The 17343-nt window shown below is 44.3% G+C and carries 12 protein-coding genes and 1 pseudogene; 1 reads left to right on the forward strand and 12 read right to left on the reverse strand.

Translation table 11 applies throughout. The annotated features are described in order from the left end of the window. Nucleotides 1-12: 12 nt before the first annotated feature. The 8 genes and pseudogenes from rhaB to P3L57_RS15480 all read right to left on the reverse strand — a co-directional run bounded on the left by rhaB (nt 13) and on the right by P3L57_RS15480 (nt 12886). Complete coding sequence (gene rhaB, locus P3L57_RS15450; RefSeq protein WP_059334723.1) at nt 13-1470, reverse strand: rhamnulokinase; 1458 nt, start codon at nt 1468-1470, stop codon at nt 13-15. Beyond that, a complete protein-coding gene (locus P3L57_RS15455) occupies nt 1467-2252 on the reverse strand; it encodes a DeoR/GlpR family DNA-binding transcription regulator (protein WP_024122630.1) in 786 nt (261 codons plus the stop codon). Before P3L57_RS15455 ends, rhaB begins: the two co-directional genes overlap by 4 nt. A gap of 57 nt (nt 2253-2309) precedes the next feature. After that, nucleotides 2310-4379 carry a bifunctional aldolase/short-chain dehydrogenase gene (locus P3L57_RS15460; protein ID WP_069486994.1) on the reverse strand — a complete coding sequence of 690 codons (2070 nt, stop codon included), beginning with the start codon at nt 4377-4379 and terminating at the stop codon, nt 2310-2312. A gap of 142 nt (nt 4380-4521) precedes the next feature. After that, nucleotides 4522-6510, reverse strand: a complete 1989-nt coding sequence (locus P3L57_RS15465; RefSeq protein WP_069486993.1) for a methyl-accepting chemotaxis protein — start codon at nt 6508-6510, stop codon at nt 4522-4524. Between the two features lie 112 nt (nt 6511-6622). Next, nucleotides 6623-7573 carry a methyl-accepting chemotaxis protein gene (locus P3L57_RS20765; protein ID WP_369810968.1) on the reverse strand — a complete coding sequence of 317 codons (951 nt, stop codon included), beginning with the start codon at nt 7571-7573 and terminating at the stop codon, nt 6623-6625. Next, nucleotides 7568-8608 (reverse strand): annotated as a pseudogene (locus tag P3L57_RS20770) (cache domain-containing protein); the annotation flags it as partial. The pseudogene P3L57_RS20770 and the gene P3L57_RS20765, both read right to left, overlap by 6 nt. Nucleotides 8609-8734: 126 nt before the next feature. Continuing rightward, the gene (locus P3L57_RS15475) at nt 8735-10723 is read right to left on the reverse strand and encodes a methyl-accepting chemotaxis protein (RefSeq protein WP_069486992.1); all 1989 of its coding nucleotides are present in this window, start codon (nt 10721-10723) and stop codon (nt 8735-8737) included. 174 nt (nt 10724-10897) lie between these two features. Further along, nucleotides 10898-12886 (reverse strand): HAMP domain-containing methyl-accepting chemotaxis protein, encoded by a 1989-nt coding sequence (locus P3L57_RS15480; protein ID WP_059292664.1) that lies wholly within the window; start codon nt 12884-12886, stop codon nt 10898-10900. Between the two features lie 154 nt (nt 12887-13040). Here P3L57_RS15480 and P3L57_RS15485 point away from each other — a divergent pair, with 154 nt between their 5' ends. Then, nucleotides 13041-13778: a protein-glutamine gamma-glutamyltransferase gene (locus tag P3L57_RS15485; RefSeq protein ID WP_069486991.1), complete on the forward strand. Its 738-nt coding sequence runs from the start codon at nt 13041-13043 to the stop codon at nt 13776-13778. Between the two features lie 12 nt (nt 13779-13790). Here P3L57_RS15485 and P3L57_RS15490 read toward each other — a convergent pair whose 3' ends face one another. The 4 genes from P3L57_RS15490 to P3L57_RS15505 form a co-directional block, all read right to left on the reverse strand. Continuing rightward, complete coding sequence (locus tag P3L57_RS15490; RefSeq protein ID WP_024122638.1) at nt 13791-14045, reverse strand: hypothetical protein; 255 nt, start codon at nt 14043-14045, stop codon at nt 13791-13793. Nucleotides 14046-14069: 24 nt separating this feature from the next. After that, the gene (locus tag P3L57_RS15495) at nt 14070-15101 is read right to left on the reverse strand and encodes a nitronate monooxygenase (protein WP_069486990.1); all 1032 of its coding nucleotides are present in this window, start codon (nt 15099-15101) and stop codon (nt 14070-14072) included. Nucleotides 15102-15115: 14 nt separating this feature from the next. Continuing rightward, nucleotides 15116-15514, reverse strand: a complete 399-nt coding sequence (locus tag P3L57_RS15500) for a secondary thiamine-phosphate synthase enzyme YjbQ (RefSeq protein WP_044158908.1) — start codon at nt 15512-15514, stop codon at nt 15116-15118. 118 nt (nt 15515-15632) lie between these two features. After that, on the reverse strand, nt 15633-17297 hold the full coding sequence (locus P3L57_RS15505) for a glycoside hydrolase family 13 protein (RefSeq protein WP_069486989.1): 1665 nt from the start codon (nt 17295-17297) through the stop codon (nt 15633-15635). Nucleotides 17298-17343: the final 46 nt, after the last annotated feature.

Genomic DNA, 17343 nt, shown 5'->3' on the forward strand with positions numbered 1-17343 from the left:
GATCACCTCTTTTCATTTAGATAGCGCTTTCAAAACAGTTTGATGATAGGACTGAATGATGGCGCTTCTGTCAGGATCTTTAGGCATAAACACTTTAATAGGAAAGGAGTTTCTGACGGTCTTGCGGGCCTGGTTTACGTCCTTTATTTCTTTGGCAGCAATCATTTGCATCAGCAGATTTCCGATGGCTGTCGCCTCAGCAGGTCCGGCGTATACCGTTTTTCCGCTCATATCAGCGGTTAATTGATTTAAGAAGTCGTTTTGGGCGCCTCCTCCAATAATATGAAGCTGTTGAATGTTTTTCCCTGTAATGGTTTCTAGTTCTGAGATGGCTATCGCATAGATGATGGCTAAATTGCTGTAGATACAGCAGGCAAGTTCGCCTGCGGTGTGAGGAATCTGTTGGAAGGTTTCTCTGCAATAATGTTGTATTTCCTTTATCATGTCGTTCGGATTCAGAAAACGATCATCATTTAAGTTGATAAACTGCTGAAACGGTTTTGTTTTTCCAGCTTCTTCTGCCAGTTGATGGAATTCATAATCTTTTCGTAATTGTTTCCGGACTTCTTGTATCATCCACATGCCAATGATGTTTTTCAGGAAACGAATGGTGTTGTTTGCGCCGCGTTCATTTGTATAATTGTTTTTCAACGCGAGTTTATTTATAATCGGCGTTTCGTTCTCCATTCCGATTAGCGACCATGTTCCGCTGCTGATATACGCCCAATCATTGTTTATGCCTGGTGCGGCGAGGACAGCTGAAGCAGTATCATGCGTTGCGACGGTAATCACCCTGCAAGCCGGCAAATCATAGCCTGGAAACCAATCATTTCTTAGCATGCCGAGTTCCTGTCCCGGTTCAGTCAGCGGCGGAAATTGCTGTTCCTTAACAGACACGGCCTCGAGCAATTCGGGATCAAACTTTCCTGTTAAGGCGTTTAAGAGCTGGGTCGTGGACGCATTTGTGATTTCCGCTGCTGCTTTGCCGGTTAAGCAATAGCCTAAATAATCCGGCACCATTAAAATCTGCTCTGTTTGTCTCAGCAGCTCTCGGTCTTCTTCATATAATTGATAGATTGTGTTAAATGGCAGAAACTGAATGCCTGTTTTTTGATAGATTGTTTCTTTTGATATCGTTTGCGCAAGCTTCTCCATTGTGTTCTCTGTTCTTTTATCCCGGTATGATATGACTTCTCGTAAGCGGCTTCCTTTCTCATCCAGCAAGACGTAATCAACGGCCCATGTATCAATGCCGACGGTACAGCAGTCATAGCCAAGGGCTTTCACCTTTTGCAGCCCTTGCAGGATTTGCTCTAGCAAATGATCAATATCCCAATAGCCATGTCCGTCTCTTTGCATGAAGCCGTTTGCGAATCGGTGAATCTCTTGTACTGCAAGCTTTCCTTTCTGGAGTTCGCCTATGATGACTCTCCCGCTTGATGCCCCTATATCAACAGCAGCATATATCATCCTTTCACCCTTTCTTTAGGAAGGGGGACGGCTGTTACTTTCACATTCTTTTCTTCAAGGGCTTTTACTGATACCGGATCAAGTCTGGAATCGGTAATGATGCAGCTGACATCCTGCAAAGAGGCGATATGTGAAAACTCGCGGTTCCCCCATTTGCTTGAATCGGCCATCAAAATGGTCTGATCAGATCTTTCAATCATCCGTATTTTAAGCAGTGCCTGCCACTCATTTGAGTCGCTCATTCCATGTTCCATATCAAACCCTTGGCAGGACAGAAAGGTTTTATTTACATGATAGGTTTCTAGTGAACGTTCAGCTAACGGTCCCGCAAATGATAATGATTTTGTCAGCAAGATACCGCCGGTTGAGATAACTGATATTTTTTGTTTTTTGCTCAGTTCAATGGCTGCCTTCATTGAATTTGTAATGACGGTGAGCTCAATATCAGGGAGTATTTTCGCCATGTACCATGCAGTGGTGCTTGCATCGAGAATGATTCGGTCACCGCTTTTTACATATTTGGCCGCTTCATGAGCAATGGCTTTTTTCTCTATTACATTTGTAATTTCACGTTCAGAAAAATGAATTTCCGACTCCTGCTGCTGAATGCTGACCGCACCTCCGTGGCTGCGGCTCAGCTTATGCTCTTTCTCAAGCTTCTCAAGGTCCCGCCGAATCGTTTCTTCTGTGACAGAAAATATGTCACTCAATTCGGATACGCGGATGCTTAAACGCTTATTCACTAGTTCGACTATTTTTTTCTGCCGTTCTGCTACTAACATCGGTAACGTCCTTCCTCATTAATATCCGCCTTGCTTTTCCCATATCATAGCATACTTCTAACGCGTAAAAGCTGCCGGGACGCCGCCGTCTACTGTAATCATACACCCTGTCGTCTTTTCAGCTTTAGACGAAGCCAAAAACGCGATTGATTCGGCAATATCCTGCGGGTAAATATTAACCAAAAGCGTTGTGCGTTTCCGATAATGTTCCTCTAGCTGATCCGGCTCTATTCCATATGACGCAGCCCGTTCCTCCCGCCAGCTTGACCCCCAAATCGCTGAGCCTTGGAGAACCGCGTCAGGCAAAACTGAGTTTACACGAATGCCGTATTCTCCTCCTTCTGCCGCAATACATCGAGCCAAATGGGTTTCAAGTGCTTTTACCGAACTGTAGGCTGAAGCGTTTTTTCCCGCATAGACAGCGTTTTTCGATCCCACAAACACCATGCTTCCGCCTATGTTTTGCTGTTTCATTTGCTTAAACGCTTCGCGGGCAACGAGGAAATAGCCGGTTCCCAAAACATTGATATTGAGATTCCATTCTTTTAGGCTTGTTTCGTCAAAAGGGCTTGATGTTGCCAGCCCGGCATTATTAACGACAATGTCAATGCCGCCGTAGGTAAGCGCTGCTTGTTCAAAGGCAGACTGTACCTCATCTTCATTTGTCACATCCATTTTGACAGCCATTGCGCGTCCTTCTCCGTACGTTTCGTTTATTTCCTCGGCAATTTTTTGTGCGCCTTCTACATTCAGGTCAGCCGCGATCACGTGTCCGCCTTCTGCTGCAAAGTGCCGGCAGGCTGCACTTCCGATTCCGCCGGCTCCACCTGTTATCAATGCTACTTTTCGAGAAAATTCTGCTTCCGGCGGGGCCAGCGTGAGTTTATATAATTCCAGCGGCCAGTATTCAACATGATAGGATTCATTTTCGTTTAATGAAACAAATCGTCCGAGTGAGGCAGATCCTTTCATTACAGCAATAGCTCTCTGGTATAAAGCACCGCTAACTTTTGACATGGCAAGGCTTTTTCCCGTATTGACCATTCCAATGCCAGGAATCAATATGACACGCGGCGCTGATTCAAAGATTTGATCCCCTTCCTGCTGATTGCGTGCAAAGTAAGCTTGATACTCTGCTTTGAAGCGCTCGATCCCTGACTTCAAAAGATCCTCCAGCTCCTGTGCATCTTGCGTTTCCGGATTCCATTCAATGTACAGCGGGACACGCTTTGTATGAACCAGGTGATCCGGACACGCAGCGCCAATTTGAGAAAGCTCCGGCGCTTGCACGCTGTTTACAAATTCTAATACCTCTTCATGATCGTCATAGGAGAGGATCATTTTCTTTTCATCACTTACAGCTCCTCGGATAACAGGCATGATACCCGCCAGAATTTGTTTCCGCTTATCTGCTGGCAGTGACTCGTATCGCCTGCCGCCGAATCGCTGTTTTTGGTTGATGCGTTCATGAATGTACTGCTCAGCTTCTTGAATAATGGAGATCGTTTTCTCATAACACTTCTCTGACGTATCTCCCCAAGTGACTAAGCCGTGTTTTTCCATTAAGACAAGCTCGGCATTTGGATTGTTTGCCACGCCGTCTGCGATCATTTTAGACAGAGTAAATCCCGGGCGAACGTATGGCACCCACACAAACCGGCTGCCGTAAATATCTTCGGCAATTTGTTTTCCATGATCTGCGCAGCAAATACTGATAATCGCATCCGGATGGGTATGGTCAACATGATTGTATGGCAAAAATGCGTGTAAGAGTGTTTCAATGGAAGAGCGGGGATGTTTGCTGTCTATCATACAATGAGACAAATAATCTACCATTTCTTCATCTGACATCTGGTCTCTTTCAATCAGCGGACGGATGTCATCTAATCTCAGGCCGGTAAAGTTATGCGCTTTCATTGTTGCCAAGTCTGAGCCGCTACCTTTTACCCACATCACTTCTGTTTCGCGGCCTCTGAAATCCTTCTCCGTTGTTTTCATCGACGTATTGCCGCCGCCCCAGTTGCATACAGTGCGGTCTGCACCTATTAAATTGGACCGATACACCAACTCTTCAACACCCTTAGGCAGCTGGGCGGCATGTTCTGATTCCCATACATGTTTCACCATTTCATCTTCCCCCGTCCCTTTTATTTGTATCCGCTTTCATTATATATGATGTTTGTTTGTTTTTGAATACTTTTTGTTTGTTTTTGTTTTTATCAAGAAACAAAAAAAGAAAGCAGCAAAGATATGCCGCTTTCTTTTTCTATTAAGATTCAATTTTAAATTTTTTCGTAATGTCTTGAAGTTCTTCCGCCATGTTCGCCAATGTTTCAGCTGAAGAGCTGATTTCCTCCATAGACGCAAGCTGCTCTTCCGCCGAAGCTGCGATATCTTGAATGCCTGCTGAGCCTTCTTTCGCTACTGCGGAAATCTCCTCAACCGCACTTGATACTTCCTGTGACCCGACTGACAGCTGTTCAACCGTCGCATTCAGATTTTGCAATTCACCGGATATTTGCGATGTCATCTCATAGATTTGCTTAAAGCTTTCAGCTGTTTGATCTGTAATTTGCAAACCTTCTTTTACTTCATGATTCACGGATTGGAACATAGAGAGCGACGTGCTGATTTCTCTGACAATCTCTTGAATTAATCCTTCAATTTCCTTCGCAGAACTTGCAGATTGCACAGCAAGTTTTCTGACCTCTTCCGCTACAACAGAGAAGCCTCTGCCGTATTCTCCGGCTCTGGCTGCCTCAATTGCTGCATTTAAAGCCAACAAGTTCGTTTGATCGGCAATGCCATTGATTACATTTAAGATGCTGGTAATGTCCTGAGATTTTGTTTCAAGGCCTTTGACGACGGCTTCAGCTTTTTGAACGGATTCATCGATTGTCTTCATTTGGCCGACTGTGTGCTCTACCAGTTTTTCTCCGCTTCCGGCTGCCTCAGAGGACTGGATTGAAGACTTTGTAATGGTCGATGAAGCCTGGGCCACTTTTGATATGCCGTGGTTCATTTGAGAAAGATGATCTGAGCTTGTTTCCAATTTCTCGCTTTGCGCCTCGTTGCCATTCGAAAACTGTTCGATTGCCAGCGTAATGTGTTCAGTCGCCTTACTCGTTTGGGCCGCACTTGCCGTCAGTTCTTCAGAAGATGATGCGACATTTTCTACAGACGTTTGAATAACACCGATGACAGAACGCAATGATTCAGACATCTCGTTAAAGCTTTCTCCTAGCTGGCCAAACTCATTTTTCGACTGAATATCAATTACTTCCGTTAAATCTCCGCTGCTTATTTTCGCAGATGTTGAAACCAGTTTTCTTAACGGTTTGGTGATGGCGCGTATAATAAAGAGAATGAGTATGCCGCCGATCACAATTGACACGCATAGAATGATAACGGCAGTGTTCAGTACCGGACTTGAAGCATCTTGCAATTCACTGACAAAATACGTACCTGCGATTTTCCACCCTGTCAGTTTATTTGTCGCAAATGCCATTTTCTTTTCTTTGCCTTCGAAGGTGTATTCAAATGAGCCGTCTGCTTTTGAATATACCTCTTTTGTCCAGTCGCCGGATCCAGTTGTTCCTGGCTTAATCGTCGGATGGGCGATATATTTTTTGTTGCCTGTTGTAATAAATGCAAAGCCGTTTTTACCGATTTTTATTCTCTGTGAAGCTGTCAGCACTTCATCCAGATTTAAATCAAGCGCTATGACCCCTGAGCCATCTTTTAATTGTTTGGAAATCGTAACAACGATATCTCCTGTCGCTTCGTCAGTATACGGCTCTGAGAAAACAGCCTGTCCTTTTTTTGCAACGGCTTGTTTGTACCAGTCACGTTCTGTCGGATCGAAACCTTTAGGAACGCCGCTTTCCGGATATTTGAAGAGCTTTTTATTTTCTGAAGCCGCATAGATTGCTCCTACATCGGCATTTAGTGTTGTGTACTGCTTAAATTTTTCATTCAGTAAGGTTTTATTTTTGCCTTGTAATATGTCTTTATCAATCGTCTCACTGTAATAATCAATTGCTTTTACTTTATTTTTCAATTTGTTTTCAAGTGTGCTGTTGAGTTCTTCAACGTTTCCTATTGCACTATTCGTGAGTTCCCTGTCCAGCGCGTTCCAAGCTGATTGATAACTGAAATATGCTAATACCCCAATCGGCAAAATGAGCACTGTCAGAAACGCAGCGATAAGCGGTTTGCTGATTGATGGCTGTTTGATCCAATGTATGAATTTTCCCATTCTCGATAATTCCTCCTTTAAGCTAAAAATAATATCGTCAAGCTAGGATAAAAGCTTTAATAAAAAAACTAAAAAAAACACCCAAGTGCAGAACCTTGGGTGTTTTGACTCATTATTCGATTTTAAACCGTTTTGTCATATCGCGAAGCTCTTCAGCCATGCTTGAAAGTGTTTCTGCTGATGAGCTGATTTCTTCCATAGAAGCAAGCTGCTCTTCGGCTGATGCCGCGATATCTTGAATGTGGGCTGAGCTTTCTTTTGAAATTGATGCAATATGCTCAGACGCTCCCGATACCTCTTCAGAGCTGGCAGAAAGCTGCTGAACCGTCGCACTCATGTTTTGCAGTTCTCCGGCTATCTGGTTTGTCATTTCAGAGATTCGTTTAAAGCTTGTCTCTGTTTGATCTGTGATGTCAAGGCCTGTTTGCACCTCTTGGTTCACAGACTGGAACATGCCGAGAGATGTGTTGATTTCTTTCACGATTTCAATGATGAGCGCTTCAATCTCTTTAGCTGAATCAGCGGACTGTACAGCCAGCTTTCTGACTTCTTCCGCTACGACGGAGAAGCCGCGCCCGTATTCACCCGCGCGCGCCGCTTCAATGGCAGCGTTTAGTGCAAGCAGGTTCGTCTGGTCAGCAATACCGTTAATCACGCGCAGAATGTTTGTGATGTCTTTTGATTTGGTTTCCAATCCGCGAACAACTTGTTCCGCTTCTTTCACGGACTTGTCTATCACGTTCATTTGGCCGACAGTCTGATGAACAAGCTGTCCGCCCGCACTCGCGATTTCTGTCGATTGAACAGATGAATCTGTAATGACTTCAGAAGCTTGAGCCATATTCGTCAATCCGTCATTCATCTGATAAATATGCTCCGCCGCTGTTTCGATGTTTTCATTTTGTTTTTCATTGCCGTTTGAAAATTGTTCTATTGCCAATGTGATATGCTCGGTCGCCTTGCTTGTTTGCGCGGCAGATGCCGTCAATTCCTCGGAGGAAGCGGCAACATTGTCTACCGAATCCTGAATGGCGTGTATGAGAGAGCGAAGTGAAGACGCCATATTGTTAAAGCTTTTGCCCAGTTCGCCCAGTTCATCTTTTGAACGGATATCAATTGTTTCCGTTAAATCTCCCTCACTGATCCGCTTAGACGAACCGACAAGCTGTTTCAGCGGTGTCGTGATTGATCGAATAACCAATGTCATCACGATGATACCAACGAGAATGGCTGCAATCAGGACAATTAATGCGAGGTGAAGCACAGGCTTAGCCGCATCGTGAATCTCGTCCAGATACATCGTTCCGCCTATCTTCCATCCCGTTAGCTTGTTCGTATCAAAGGCCATTTTTTTCTTATCGCCGTTCATGCTGTATTGAAAATCGCCTTTATCGGCAGACAGCATCTGTTCAAGCCAGTCGCCTTTCAATTCGGTTCCTGAAGTCTCATCAGGATGCGCAACGACCTTTTTGTCTTTCGTCATAATAAAAGCATAGCCTTCTGTGCCGATGTTCACTTGTTTCGTCGTTTTCAGCAGGTTATCGATCGTCATGTTGATCGCGATAACGCCTGATCCGTCTTTTGTCTGCTGGGCAATTGTCACAACCATTGTATTCGTAGATGCTGTTTTGTATGGATCTGTTATGACGACTTTGCCGTTATTGGCAACCGCTTTTTTGTACCAGTCCCGTTCAACTGGATTATAATCGCTTGGCATCGGCAAATCCGGATAACGGGTAAAGCGCCCGTCTTTGTCACTCGTATAAATGGATTCCACGTCTTTATTGATTTTAATATATTGTGAGAATTTCTCTTCAATGCTGGCATTGCTCTTTGCTTTATATTTCTTTTGTGTCAGCCATTCACTGAAGTATTCGGCGCTGTTTTCTTTTTCTCCGATGCTGGTGTTAATGATGTCGTTTAGCTGCTGTACATTTTCTAGGGCGCTTCCCATCATCTGTCTGTCGAGCGAGCTGCTGGCAGACTCATAAGCAATCGCAGCTACTATGGCAACCGGTATGATGAGAATCGATAGAAAGGAAACAAGAAGCTTCCGTGTAATTGATCTCTGTTTGATAAGTTGGAGTATTTTTTTCATCAGTTCATTTCTCCTTTTTTATGCTACCCTTCATATCGGCTGAAAATGGGTAAATATATACATTAAAAAAGAAGAAATTCAAGAAAAATAACTAAATCCCTATTAAAAATTAGTTATTTAGACCTATTAATTATCCAATTTAAATCGTTTTGTCAAATCTCGCAGCTCTTCGGACATTTTTTCAAGCGTCTGCGCCGATGAGCTGATTTCTTCCATGGAGGCAAGCTGCTGCTCGGCTGAAGCGGCGATATCTTGAATGCCGTCCGAACTTGCTTTAGAAATAGCGGCGATATCTATAGAAGCAGCGGATATTTCCTGAGAACCCGCCGACAGCTGTTCAACCGTCGCATTCATGTTTTGCAGTTCTGCGGCAATTTGATTCGTCATTTTTGATATATGGTTAAAGCTTTGTTTTGTTTCGTCTGTCATGACCAGACCTGTTTCCACTTCTTTATTCACAGATTGAAGCACGTTTAATGATGTATGAATCTCTTTTACGATTTCGCTGATCAGCGATTCAATTTCCTTAGCTGAATCTGCCGACTGTACCGCAAGTTTTCTCACTTCTTCAGCGACCACAGAAAAGCCTCGTCCGTACTCGCCTGCTCTGGCCGCTTCAATGGCGGCATTTAATGCTAAAAGATTGGTTTGATCTGCGATGCCGTTGATAACACGTAAAATATTTGTGATATCCTTTGATTTGATTTCCAGGCCTTTGACCACTTTCTCCGCTTCTTTCACAGAATAATCAATCGTATTCATTTGGCCGGCTGTTCTCTGAACGAGTGTTTCCCCTGCGCTTGACACTTCGGTGGCGTCTGCAGAGGTTTCTGTAATGACTGCCGCTGCCCGGGCCAGCTCTGCCAGTCCGTCGTTCATTTCGTTAATTTGTTCTGTTGTCGTCTCGATTCTGTCGCTCTGGTTTTCGCTTCCGTTTGAAAATTGTTCGATCGCCATTGTAATGTGTTCAGTGGCCTTGCTTGTCTGATCTGCGGAAGCTGTCAGCTCTTCTGACGATGAGGCGACATGTTCTACAGATTCTTTGATGCCGCAGATCAGCGAGCGGAGCGAGTGCGCCATATTGTTGAAGCTTTGGCTCAAAACCCCGAGTTCGTCTTTTGAGTTGATTTCTATCGTTTCTGTTAAATCGCCTTTGCTGATTTTTTCAGCTGACGCCACGATGCGTTTCAAAGGCCTTGTAATCGACCGGATGACAAAATAAATCGCCGTTATTCCGGCTGCAATGGCAATGGCCAGAACAACTGATGCCATAACAAGAACCCTGCTTGCGGCATCATGAATCTCGTTGGCATACATCGTGCCGCTGATTTTCCAGCCTGTTGTTTCGCTTGTGGCGAACGCCATTTTCTTCTTCTTTCCTTTGTGCGTATATTCAAAGTCGCCGCTTTTGTCTTTGTAAAGTTTGTCTATCCACTCCCCTTCTAACTGCTTTCCCGCTTTTTCACCGGAGTAGGCGATGATTTTTTTATTTTGGCTGAGGATAAAGGCATAGCCTTCTTTACCAATACTGATTTCTTTTGCTGTAGCCACAAGGTCATCGATTTTCATATCCATGGCGACAACGCCTGATCCGTCCTTTGTCTGGCGTGCAATGGTAACAACCATTTTTCCTGATGAAATGGATTCGTAAGGTTCGGTCACAATTGTCTTTCCTTTATTAGCCATGGCTTCTGTGTACCAGTCACGTTCTAAAGCATTAAAGTCACTCGGCATGTCTGCGTGCGGATAGCGTGTGAATGTTCCGTCTTTGCTGCTTGAAAACACCGCAGCGACATTGTCATTCATTTGAATAAATTGTTTAAATTCTTGTTTGAGCTCCGTTTTTTCCTTGTCTTTCAACCTGTCTGCTGTCGCCCAATCGCTGAAAAACGAGAGGCTTTTTTCAGTCGTTTTGATCTTGCCATCAATAATGTTATCTAATATTTGAACGTTTTCCTTTGCGCTTTGCGTCATCTGTATGTCAAGAGATGCAACTGCTGATTGATAAGCGCTTACCGATAGTGCCGTAATCGGGACAATTAAGATCAGCAGGAAAGAAATAATGAGTCTCCTGGCAATTGATGATCTGCGAATGGTGGTGAGTGTTTTTTTCATTCCTCTTGAACCTTCTTTCAATAATTTACAAATTATATCGGCTGATATTCCTTTATCTTACATTGAAAATGAAGGAAAAAATGAAAAATAGTTCAAAACTCACCGATTTAGACAGGTCTTTTATATTATTTCTTATACAAAAAAACAGCGCTTCATAAGCGCTGTTTTTTGCTCTTATTCAATTTTAAATTTCTTCGTCAGATCACGGAGCTCTTCTGCCATCTGCGCCAGGGTAGTGGCTGATGAACTGATTTCTTCCATAGAAGCAAGCTGCTCCTCGGCCGATGCAGCAATGTCTTGAATGCTTGCCGAGCTTTCTCTTGAAACATCGGCAATTCCGCTCACTGCTGCCGATACATGCTCTGAACGGCCTGACAGCTGTTCAACTGTTGTATTCATCGTCTGCAATTTGTCTGCAATCTCATTTGTCATGCTGAAAATACTTTGGAAGCTTTCCTTTGTATTGTCTGTGACAACTAGCCCTGATTGCACTTCTTGATTAACGGCTTTAAACATGTGAAGAGAAGTTTCGATTTCTGCAACGATTTCCTGGATCAGATTCTCGATTTCTTTAGATGAATCTGCAGATTGAACGGCCAGTTTACGCACTTCCTCCGCTACAACAGAGAAGCCTCGTCCAGATTCCCCGGCCCGCGCCGCTTCAATGGCTGCATTTAATGCCAGCAGGTTTGTTTGATCGGCAATCCCATTGATGACTCGTAAAATACTCGTGATATCTTTTGATTTTTCTTCTAACCCTTTCACCACTGCTTCAGCCTGCTGAACCGACTCATTAATTGAATTCATCTGCCCGACTGTCTGCTGGACAAACTTCTCGCCTGTACCCGCGATTTCCGTTGATTGGATAGACGCTTTCGTAATGTCTGATGATGTTTGTGAGACTTGCTGGAGCCCTTCATTCATCATGTTCAGCTGATGAGAGCTGGACTCCACTTTTTCGCTCTGCTCTTCGTTTCCGTTTGAGAACTGCTCAATTGCCATTGTAATATGCTCCGTCGCCTTGCTCGTTTGCCCGGCGGATGCAGTCAGCTGTTCGGATGATGCGGCAACATTATTAACCGAGTCTTGAATGGCGCTGATAAGCGAACGCAAGGATTGTCCCATTTCATTGAAGCTTTCGCCAAGCTCGCCCAGTTCATCTTTCGAACGGATCTCGATGGTTTCTGTCAGATCTCCGCTGCTGATCATTTTTGATGATTGAACCAGACGTTTTAACGGTTTTGTGATCGAACCAACGATAAACAGGATTAACATCCCGCCTGCCAGTATTGAAGCAATCAGCACGATCATGCCTGTTGTCAGGACAGATTTTGAGGATTCCTTGATTTCACTCATATACATGGTGCCGGCAATTTTCCAGCCAGTCAGTTGATTTGTCGTATATGTCATCTTTTTATCTTCATGATTCAGGGTGTACTGCAGCTCGCCGCTGTCCTTGTCATACATTTCGGCAACCCAGTCGCCAGACAGCTCTTCACCAGCCTTATGGTTTTGATGGGCGACATATGTTTTGTTTTTCGTCGCGATGAAAGCATAGCCTTCTTTTCCGACTTTAATTTGTTTCAACTGTTCTAACAGTTTATCAATTGTGATATCCATGGCGACGACGCCTGAACCATCCTTCAATTCCTGAGCAATGGTAATGACCATGCTTCCGTCGCTGGCTGCCACATAAGGATCGGTCACTACGATTTCACCGCCGGCTTTCATTGCATCCTGGTACCAAGAGCGTTTTCTCGGATCGTAGCCATCCGGCAATTTTTCTTTCGGTGCCTGTACATATGTGCCGTTTTCTGCCCCTCCGTAAATTCTGGCTACGTCTTGGTTAATGGAAACATATTGCGAAAACTTGGTTTTAAGCTCTTCCTGTTTGGATTTTCCTTTAAACGCGGAGCTTTTCAGTGATTCGCTGAAAAAGCTGACGCCTTTCGCTTTTGCTCCTAAATCATTTGTAACGGTTGTATTAAATGAATCGACACTATTTTTCGCATTTCCCATGATTTCCTGATCCAGTTTTCCGCTTGCTGAGCGGTAAGAACTGAATTCCAATATAAGAATCGGAATGATTAAAATCACAACAAATGAAATAATTAGTTTTCTAGAAATAGACGGTTTTGTCAGCCAATTGATAAAAGTCTTCATATCCAGCTTCTCCTTCAGGTTTGATACAGTATATATCGGCTGCTTTAAAAAGTTTTTAAAATAGAAGAAATTTCCTTTTCAACATTTCTCTGTCTTTTTAGCTTTCATTGCCCAAGCCTTGTGCATAGTTTATAAAAAACAAGGGGGGCTTCAGATGATTATTGTATCCGGGCAATGGCTCCGTCCCCAAGACATTGAAAACTGGCAAATAGACAAAAACCTGAATCCGCTGCTAAAAGAAATGATTGATACACCCGTTCAGTTTGATTATCATTCGATCGCTGAACTGATGTTTGAGCTTCATTTGCGCATGAACATTGTTGAATCGGCAAAAGCGCTGCATAAAAGCGGGGCGAAGTTCGCCACCTTTGTAAAAACATACGGGAATACAGCGTATTGGCGGGTTTCACCGGAAGGGGCTCTGGAGCTTAAGTATAAAATGCCGCCTTCAAAGGCGATTCGGGATATTGCAGAAAACGGCCCGTTTTACGCGTTTGAATGCGCGACGGCAATCGTTGTGATTTATTACTTAGCATTGCTTAAAACCATCGGAGAAGAAAAATTCGACGCAGCCTTTGACAGAATTATTTTATATGACTGGCATTATGAGAAATTGCCGATATATACGGAAACGGGACATCACTTTTTCCTTGGAGACTGTTTGTATTTTAAAAATCCTGAATTTGATCCGCAGAAAGCGCAGTGGAGAGGCGAAAATGTGATTTTATTAGAAAAGGACAAATATTTTGCTCACGGCCTGGGAATTTTAAACGCTCAGCAAATTGTTGATAAGCTGAATTCTTTCAGACGAAAAGGAGCCGTACAGTCAGCTTATCTCCTTTCACAAGCGACCAGACTTGATATTCCGTCACTCTATCCGATCACCCGCTAAAAACCCCACCGTCTATTTTGGGGACGATGGGGTTTCAAATGCTTTTCGTTTTCGATAGAAAGGGGCTGTGCCGACATACTGGTTCGCAGCCCATTCCATTTTTTCAAGGTCATTTCTCGTCACGATGGGATCTTGGCTGCTCCACTTGATAAACCGGACAAAATAATACCCTTTGATGGGAGCCATTGTAACTTTTGAATGAGGCCAGTCTTCAAATACAAACTCAATTTTCCCTTTCTTTTTATAAGAATATTGAAGAATGTTCATCGTCTGTCACCTCTGTTAGTTATGTTACGATTGGCAAAGCTCAGCTATCAGCGTTTTCACGTCAGCGGGCCCATTGAGCATTCCGACTGATTGCCCCGCCCACAGAGACATGTGACCGGAATCTTTGGCTGCGGCGGCATGTTTTCTCATCGGTTTTGTTAACGTGTTTTGCAATGGATAAGGAAGTGTATTTGCCTCTTCAGCTTGTTGCTCTTTCATCCATTGGTTGACTATCCCCCTTGCAGGCTTCCCCGAAAACAATGCGGTAAGGCGCGTGTCTGTTCCATGCGCTTCTTTTAATTCCTGTCTGTACGTTTCAGAGGCTGCGCTTTCCTCACACATAAGAAATGGAGTCCCGACCTGTACACCTTGCGCTCCGAGACAGTGAGCCGCTTGGACGCCGCGGCGGTCTGCAATTCCGCCTGCCGCAATCACGGGTACTGAAACAGCGTCTGCGGCTTGGGGAATCAGTGACATTAAGCCAATTGAAGACTCTCCGCTGACCGGCAGAAAAGAACCACGGTGGCCGCCTGCTTCACTGCCTTGCAGCACGATGATATCCATTCCGCGCTCTTCCAGCAGGACGGCTTCTTGCGGCGAAGTAGCCGTTCCGATAAGACAGCAGCCATTTTTCTTTAATAAATGAATGCTTTCATCAGGCGGAATGCCGAACGTAAATGAACAGGCTCTTACATTGTATGTAAGAATCAGATTTATTTTTTGATGAAAATCCTCCCACTCTTCCTCCTCTAAAGGAAAAGCAGCCGCCTGTTCCGCAAACGGAATGTTCTGTTTCCATGTGTGAACCGTTTTATCGTCCGGTGTCTTCCTTTTTTCCGGCACAAACACATTTACCTGAAAAGCGCTGCTGGTCAATTCCTGCATCTCGATGATTTGTTTTTCAAGCGTACCTGGACTGAGATATCCGGAAGCGAGACTTCCGAGCGCGCCTTCATTCGACACAGCGGCTGCCAGTCGGGGTGTGACCAGGCCGCCTGCCATCGGCGCCTGAATGACAGGCTTTGATAATGATAGTGCTTTCATCCATTGAGTCATAGAAGCACCTCCTGTTATTCCATGATTTTGATATGGCAAGTTCGTTGGCGCGGACCATCAAATTCGCAGAAATAAATACCTTGCCACGTCCCGAGAATGAGACGCCCGTTTTCAATGATGACATGCTGTGAAGCGCCTACCGTACTGGACTTCATATGTGCAGCTGTATTGCCTTCCATATGGCGGTCCAGCTCATGGTCCCATGGATACATCTCATCAAATCTTCGGAGCATATCTCTTTTCACATCGGGATCGGCATTTTCATTAATTGTAATGCCCGCCGTCGTATGCGGACAGTAAATCAGCGCTGCCCCGCTTGCCACTCCTGTTTCTTGAAGAAACGCTTCGACCTCGTGAGTGATTTCAACCATTTCATCTCTTTTGTTTGTTTTGATTTGCAGAGTTTTCAGCATTTGTTTCTCCTTTCAATTCCCTTCTTCTCTTTGCATATTCGTTCTGTGTTCTTTTTTTCCTGTTAAATCAGGCTCATAAACCTGAAGAAAACAAAAACTCCAGCTTTTTTCTGGAGTTTTATTGCCATAGGTATACTCTGGCTTCATAAGGTTTTAACAGCAATGATGTCGTATGCTTATGCAGTTCTGTTTCCATATTCGACAATTGGAGTTTGTCAGAAGATAACGGCAATGCGGGATATCTGCAGAACGCCGGCGCACCCGTCAGATTTGCCGCAATTAGCGCAGTTTGGCTCTCGTTTTTGCGAAGGTATGCAAAGATTTGCTGATCTTCCGGCAAAATCAGCTCGTATTGGCCATAAATAAATACATCATATGTTTGGCGGAGTTTGATCAAGCTTTTGTAAAAGTGATAGACAGATGTGTTATCGTTTATTTGCGCCTCGGCGTTCAGCCATGTGTAATTGTCATTTACCCCAATCCATGGCTTGGCATCGGAAAACCCAGCGTGAGAAGATGCATTCCATTGCATTGGTGTTCGTGAATTGTCTCTACCCTTTTTCCAGACAATCTTCATTACTTCCTCGTGAGAAGCGCCTTTTGCGGTCTCTATGTCATACAGCCGCTTCATCGCGACATCATCATAATCCTCAATGGAAGGAAACGCCACATTGGTCATGCCGATTTCCTGTCCCTGATAAATAAACGGCGTTCCTTTCATCAGAAAATAAACAGAGGCGAGTGCTTTTGCACTTTCCTTTAAGGAATTCCCGTCGTCTCCCCATACAGAAACAGAACGGGGCTGATCATGGTTTTCCATAAACAAAGCATTCCAGCCAATTCCCTCCAAACGGTTCTGCCACTCTGTTAAAATCCGTTTGAATGCAGCGATATCGATGCTTTCATTGGCCTCTATATCCCACAGGCCGAGATGTTCAAATTGAAAAATCATGCTGAAAATGCCGGATTCCTCCCCCGCCCACTCAGCCGCCTCCTTTGCCGCTACACCGTTTGCCTCTCCGACCGTCATGATCGGGTAGCGGGAAAATGTGTTTTCCTTCAGCTCTGTTAAAAAATCCAATATGCCCTCAGCATTCATATGATAAGGAAAAGAAGGAACATAGGGCAGCCCTTTCGGATTCGGCAGATCAGGCAGCCCTTCTTTTTTCTTAATATGAGAAATGGCATCCACCCGAAATCCGTCTATGCCTTTATCGAGCCACCAATTGACCATGTCATAAACGGCGTTTCTTACCTCTTGATTTTCCCAGTTCAGGTCTGGCTGCTTTTTATCAAAAAGGTGGAGATAATACTGGCTTGTCTGCTGATCATACTGCCAAGCCGATCCTCCGAAAATGCTTTCCCAATTGTTTGGCTCTTTTCCGTCTTTCCCGTCCTTCCAAATATACCAGTCGCGTTTTTGGGATTGTAAAGATGCGCGTGATTCAATGAACCATGGATGTTCATCACTTGTATGATTCACGACAAGATCCATAATGAGCTTCATGCCAAGCTCATGAATATCATGAAGCAGCTGATCGAAATCTGCCATTGTGCCGAAATCGCTCAATATGTTTTTATAATCTCTTATATCATAGCCGTTATCCGCATTGGGTGAGTCGTACAAAGGACAAATCCAAATCACATCGGCACCAAGTTCTTTTATGTACGGAAGCTTGGACCTGATTCCTTGAATATCTCCGATTCCATCGCTGTTTGAATCCTTGAAGCTGCGGGGATAAATTTGGTAGACCACCGCTTCCTTCCACCAAGCCTTTTTCATACAGCCACTCCTTCCTGCGTGTGCGGTTTTTATATCTTATGTAGAA

The sequence above is a fragment of the Bacillus sp. B28 genome (assembly GCF_029536185.1).
In the GTDB taxonomy this organism is placed as follows: domain Bacteria; phylum Bacillota; class Bacilli; order Bacillales; family Bacillaceae; genus Bacillus; species Bacillus halotolerans.

Excerpts from the sequence above, each read along its gene's own strand:
- P3L57_RS15455 (WP_024122630.1), bottom strand. The coding sequence starts at position 2,252 with ATGTTAGTAGCAGAACGGCAGAAAAAAATAGTCGAACTAGTGAATAAG.
- P3L57_RS15480 (WP_059292664.1), bottom strand. The coding sequence starts at position 12,886 with ATGAAGACTTTTATCAATTGGCTGACAAAACCGTCTATTTCTAGAAAA.
- P3L57_RS15500 (WP_044158908.1), bottom strand. The coding sequence starts at position 15,514 with ATGCTGAAAACTCTGCAAATCAAAACAAACAAAAGAGATGAAATGGTT.
- P3L57_RS20765 (WP_369810968.1), bottom strand. The coding sequence starts at position 7,573 with ATGGCGTCTTCACTTCGCTCTCTCATACACGCCATTCAGGATTCGGTA.
- P3L57_RS15495 (WP_069486990.1), bottom strand. The coding sequence starts at position 15,101 with ATGACTCAATGGATGAAAGCACTATCATTATCAAAGCCTGTCATTCAG.
- P3L57_RS15505 (WP_069486989.1), bottom strand. The coding sequence starts at position 17,297 with ATGAAAAAGGCTTGGTGGAAGGAAGCGGTGGTCTACCAAATTTATCCC.
- rhaB (WP_059334723.1), bottom strand. The coding sequence starts at position 1,470 with ATGATATATGCTGCTGTTGATATAGGGGCATCAAGCGGGAGAGTCATC.
- P3L57_RS15460 (WP_069486994.1), bottom strand. The coding sequence starts at position 4,379 with ATGGTGAAACATGTATGGGAATCAGAACATGCCGCCCAGCTGCCTAAG.
- P3L57_RS15490 (WP_024122638.1), bottom strand. The coding sequence starts at position 14,045 with ATGAACATTCTTCAATATTCTTATAAAAAGAAAGGGAAAATTGAGTTT.
- P3L57_RS15485 (WP_069486991.1), top strand. The coding sequence starts at position 13,041 with ATGATTATTGTATCCGGGCAATGGCTCCGTCCCCAAGACATTGAAAAC.
- P3L57_RS15475 (WP_069486992.1), bottom strand. The coding sequence starts at position 10,723 with ATGAAAAAAACACTCACCACCATTCGCAGATCATCAATTGCCAGGAGA.
- P3L57_RS15465 (WP_069486993.1), bottom strand. The coding sequence starts at position 6,510 with ATGGGAAAATTCATACATTGGATCAAACAGCCATCAATCAGCAAACCG.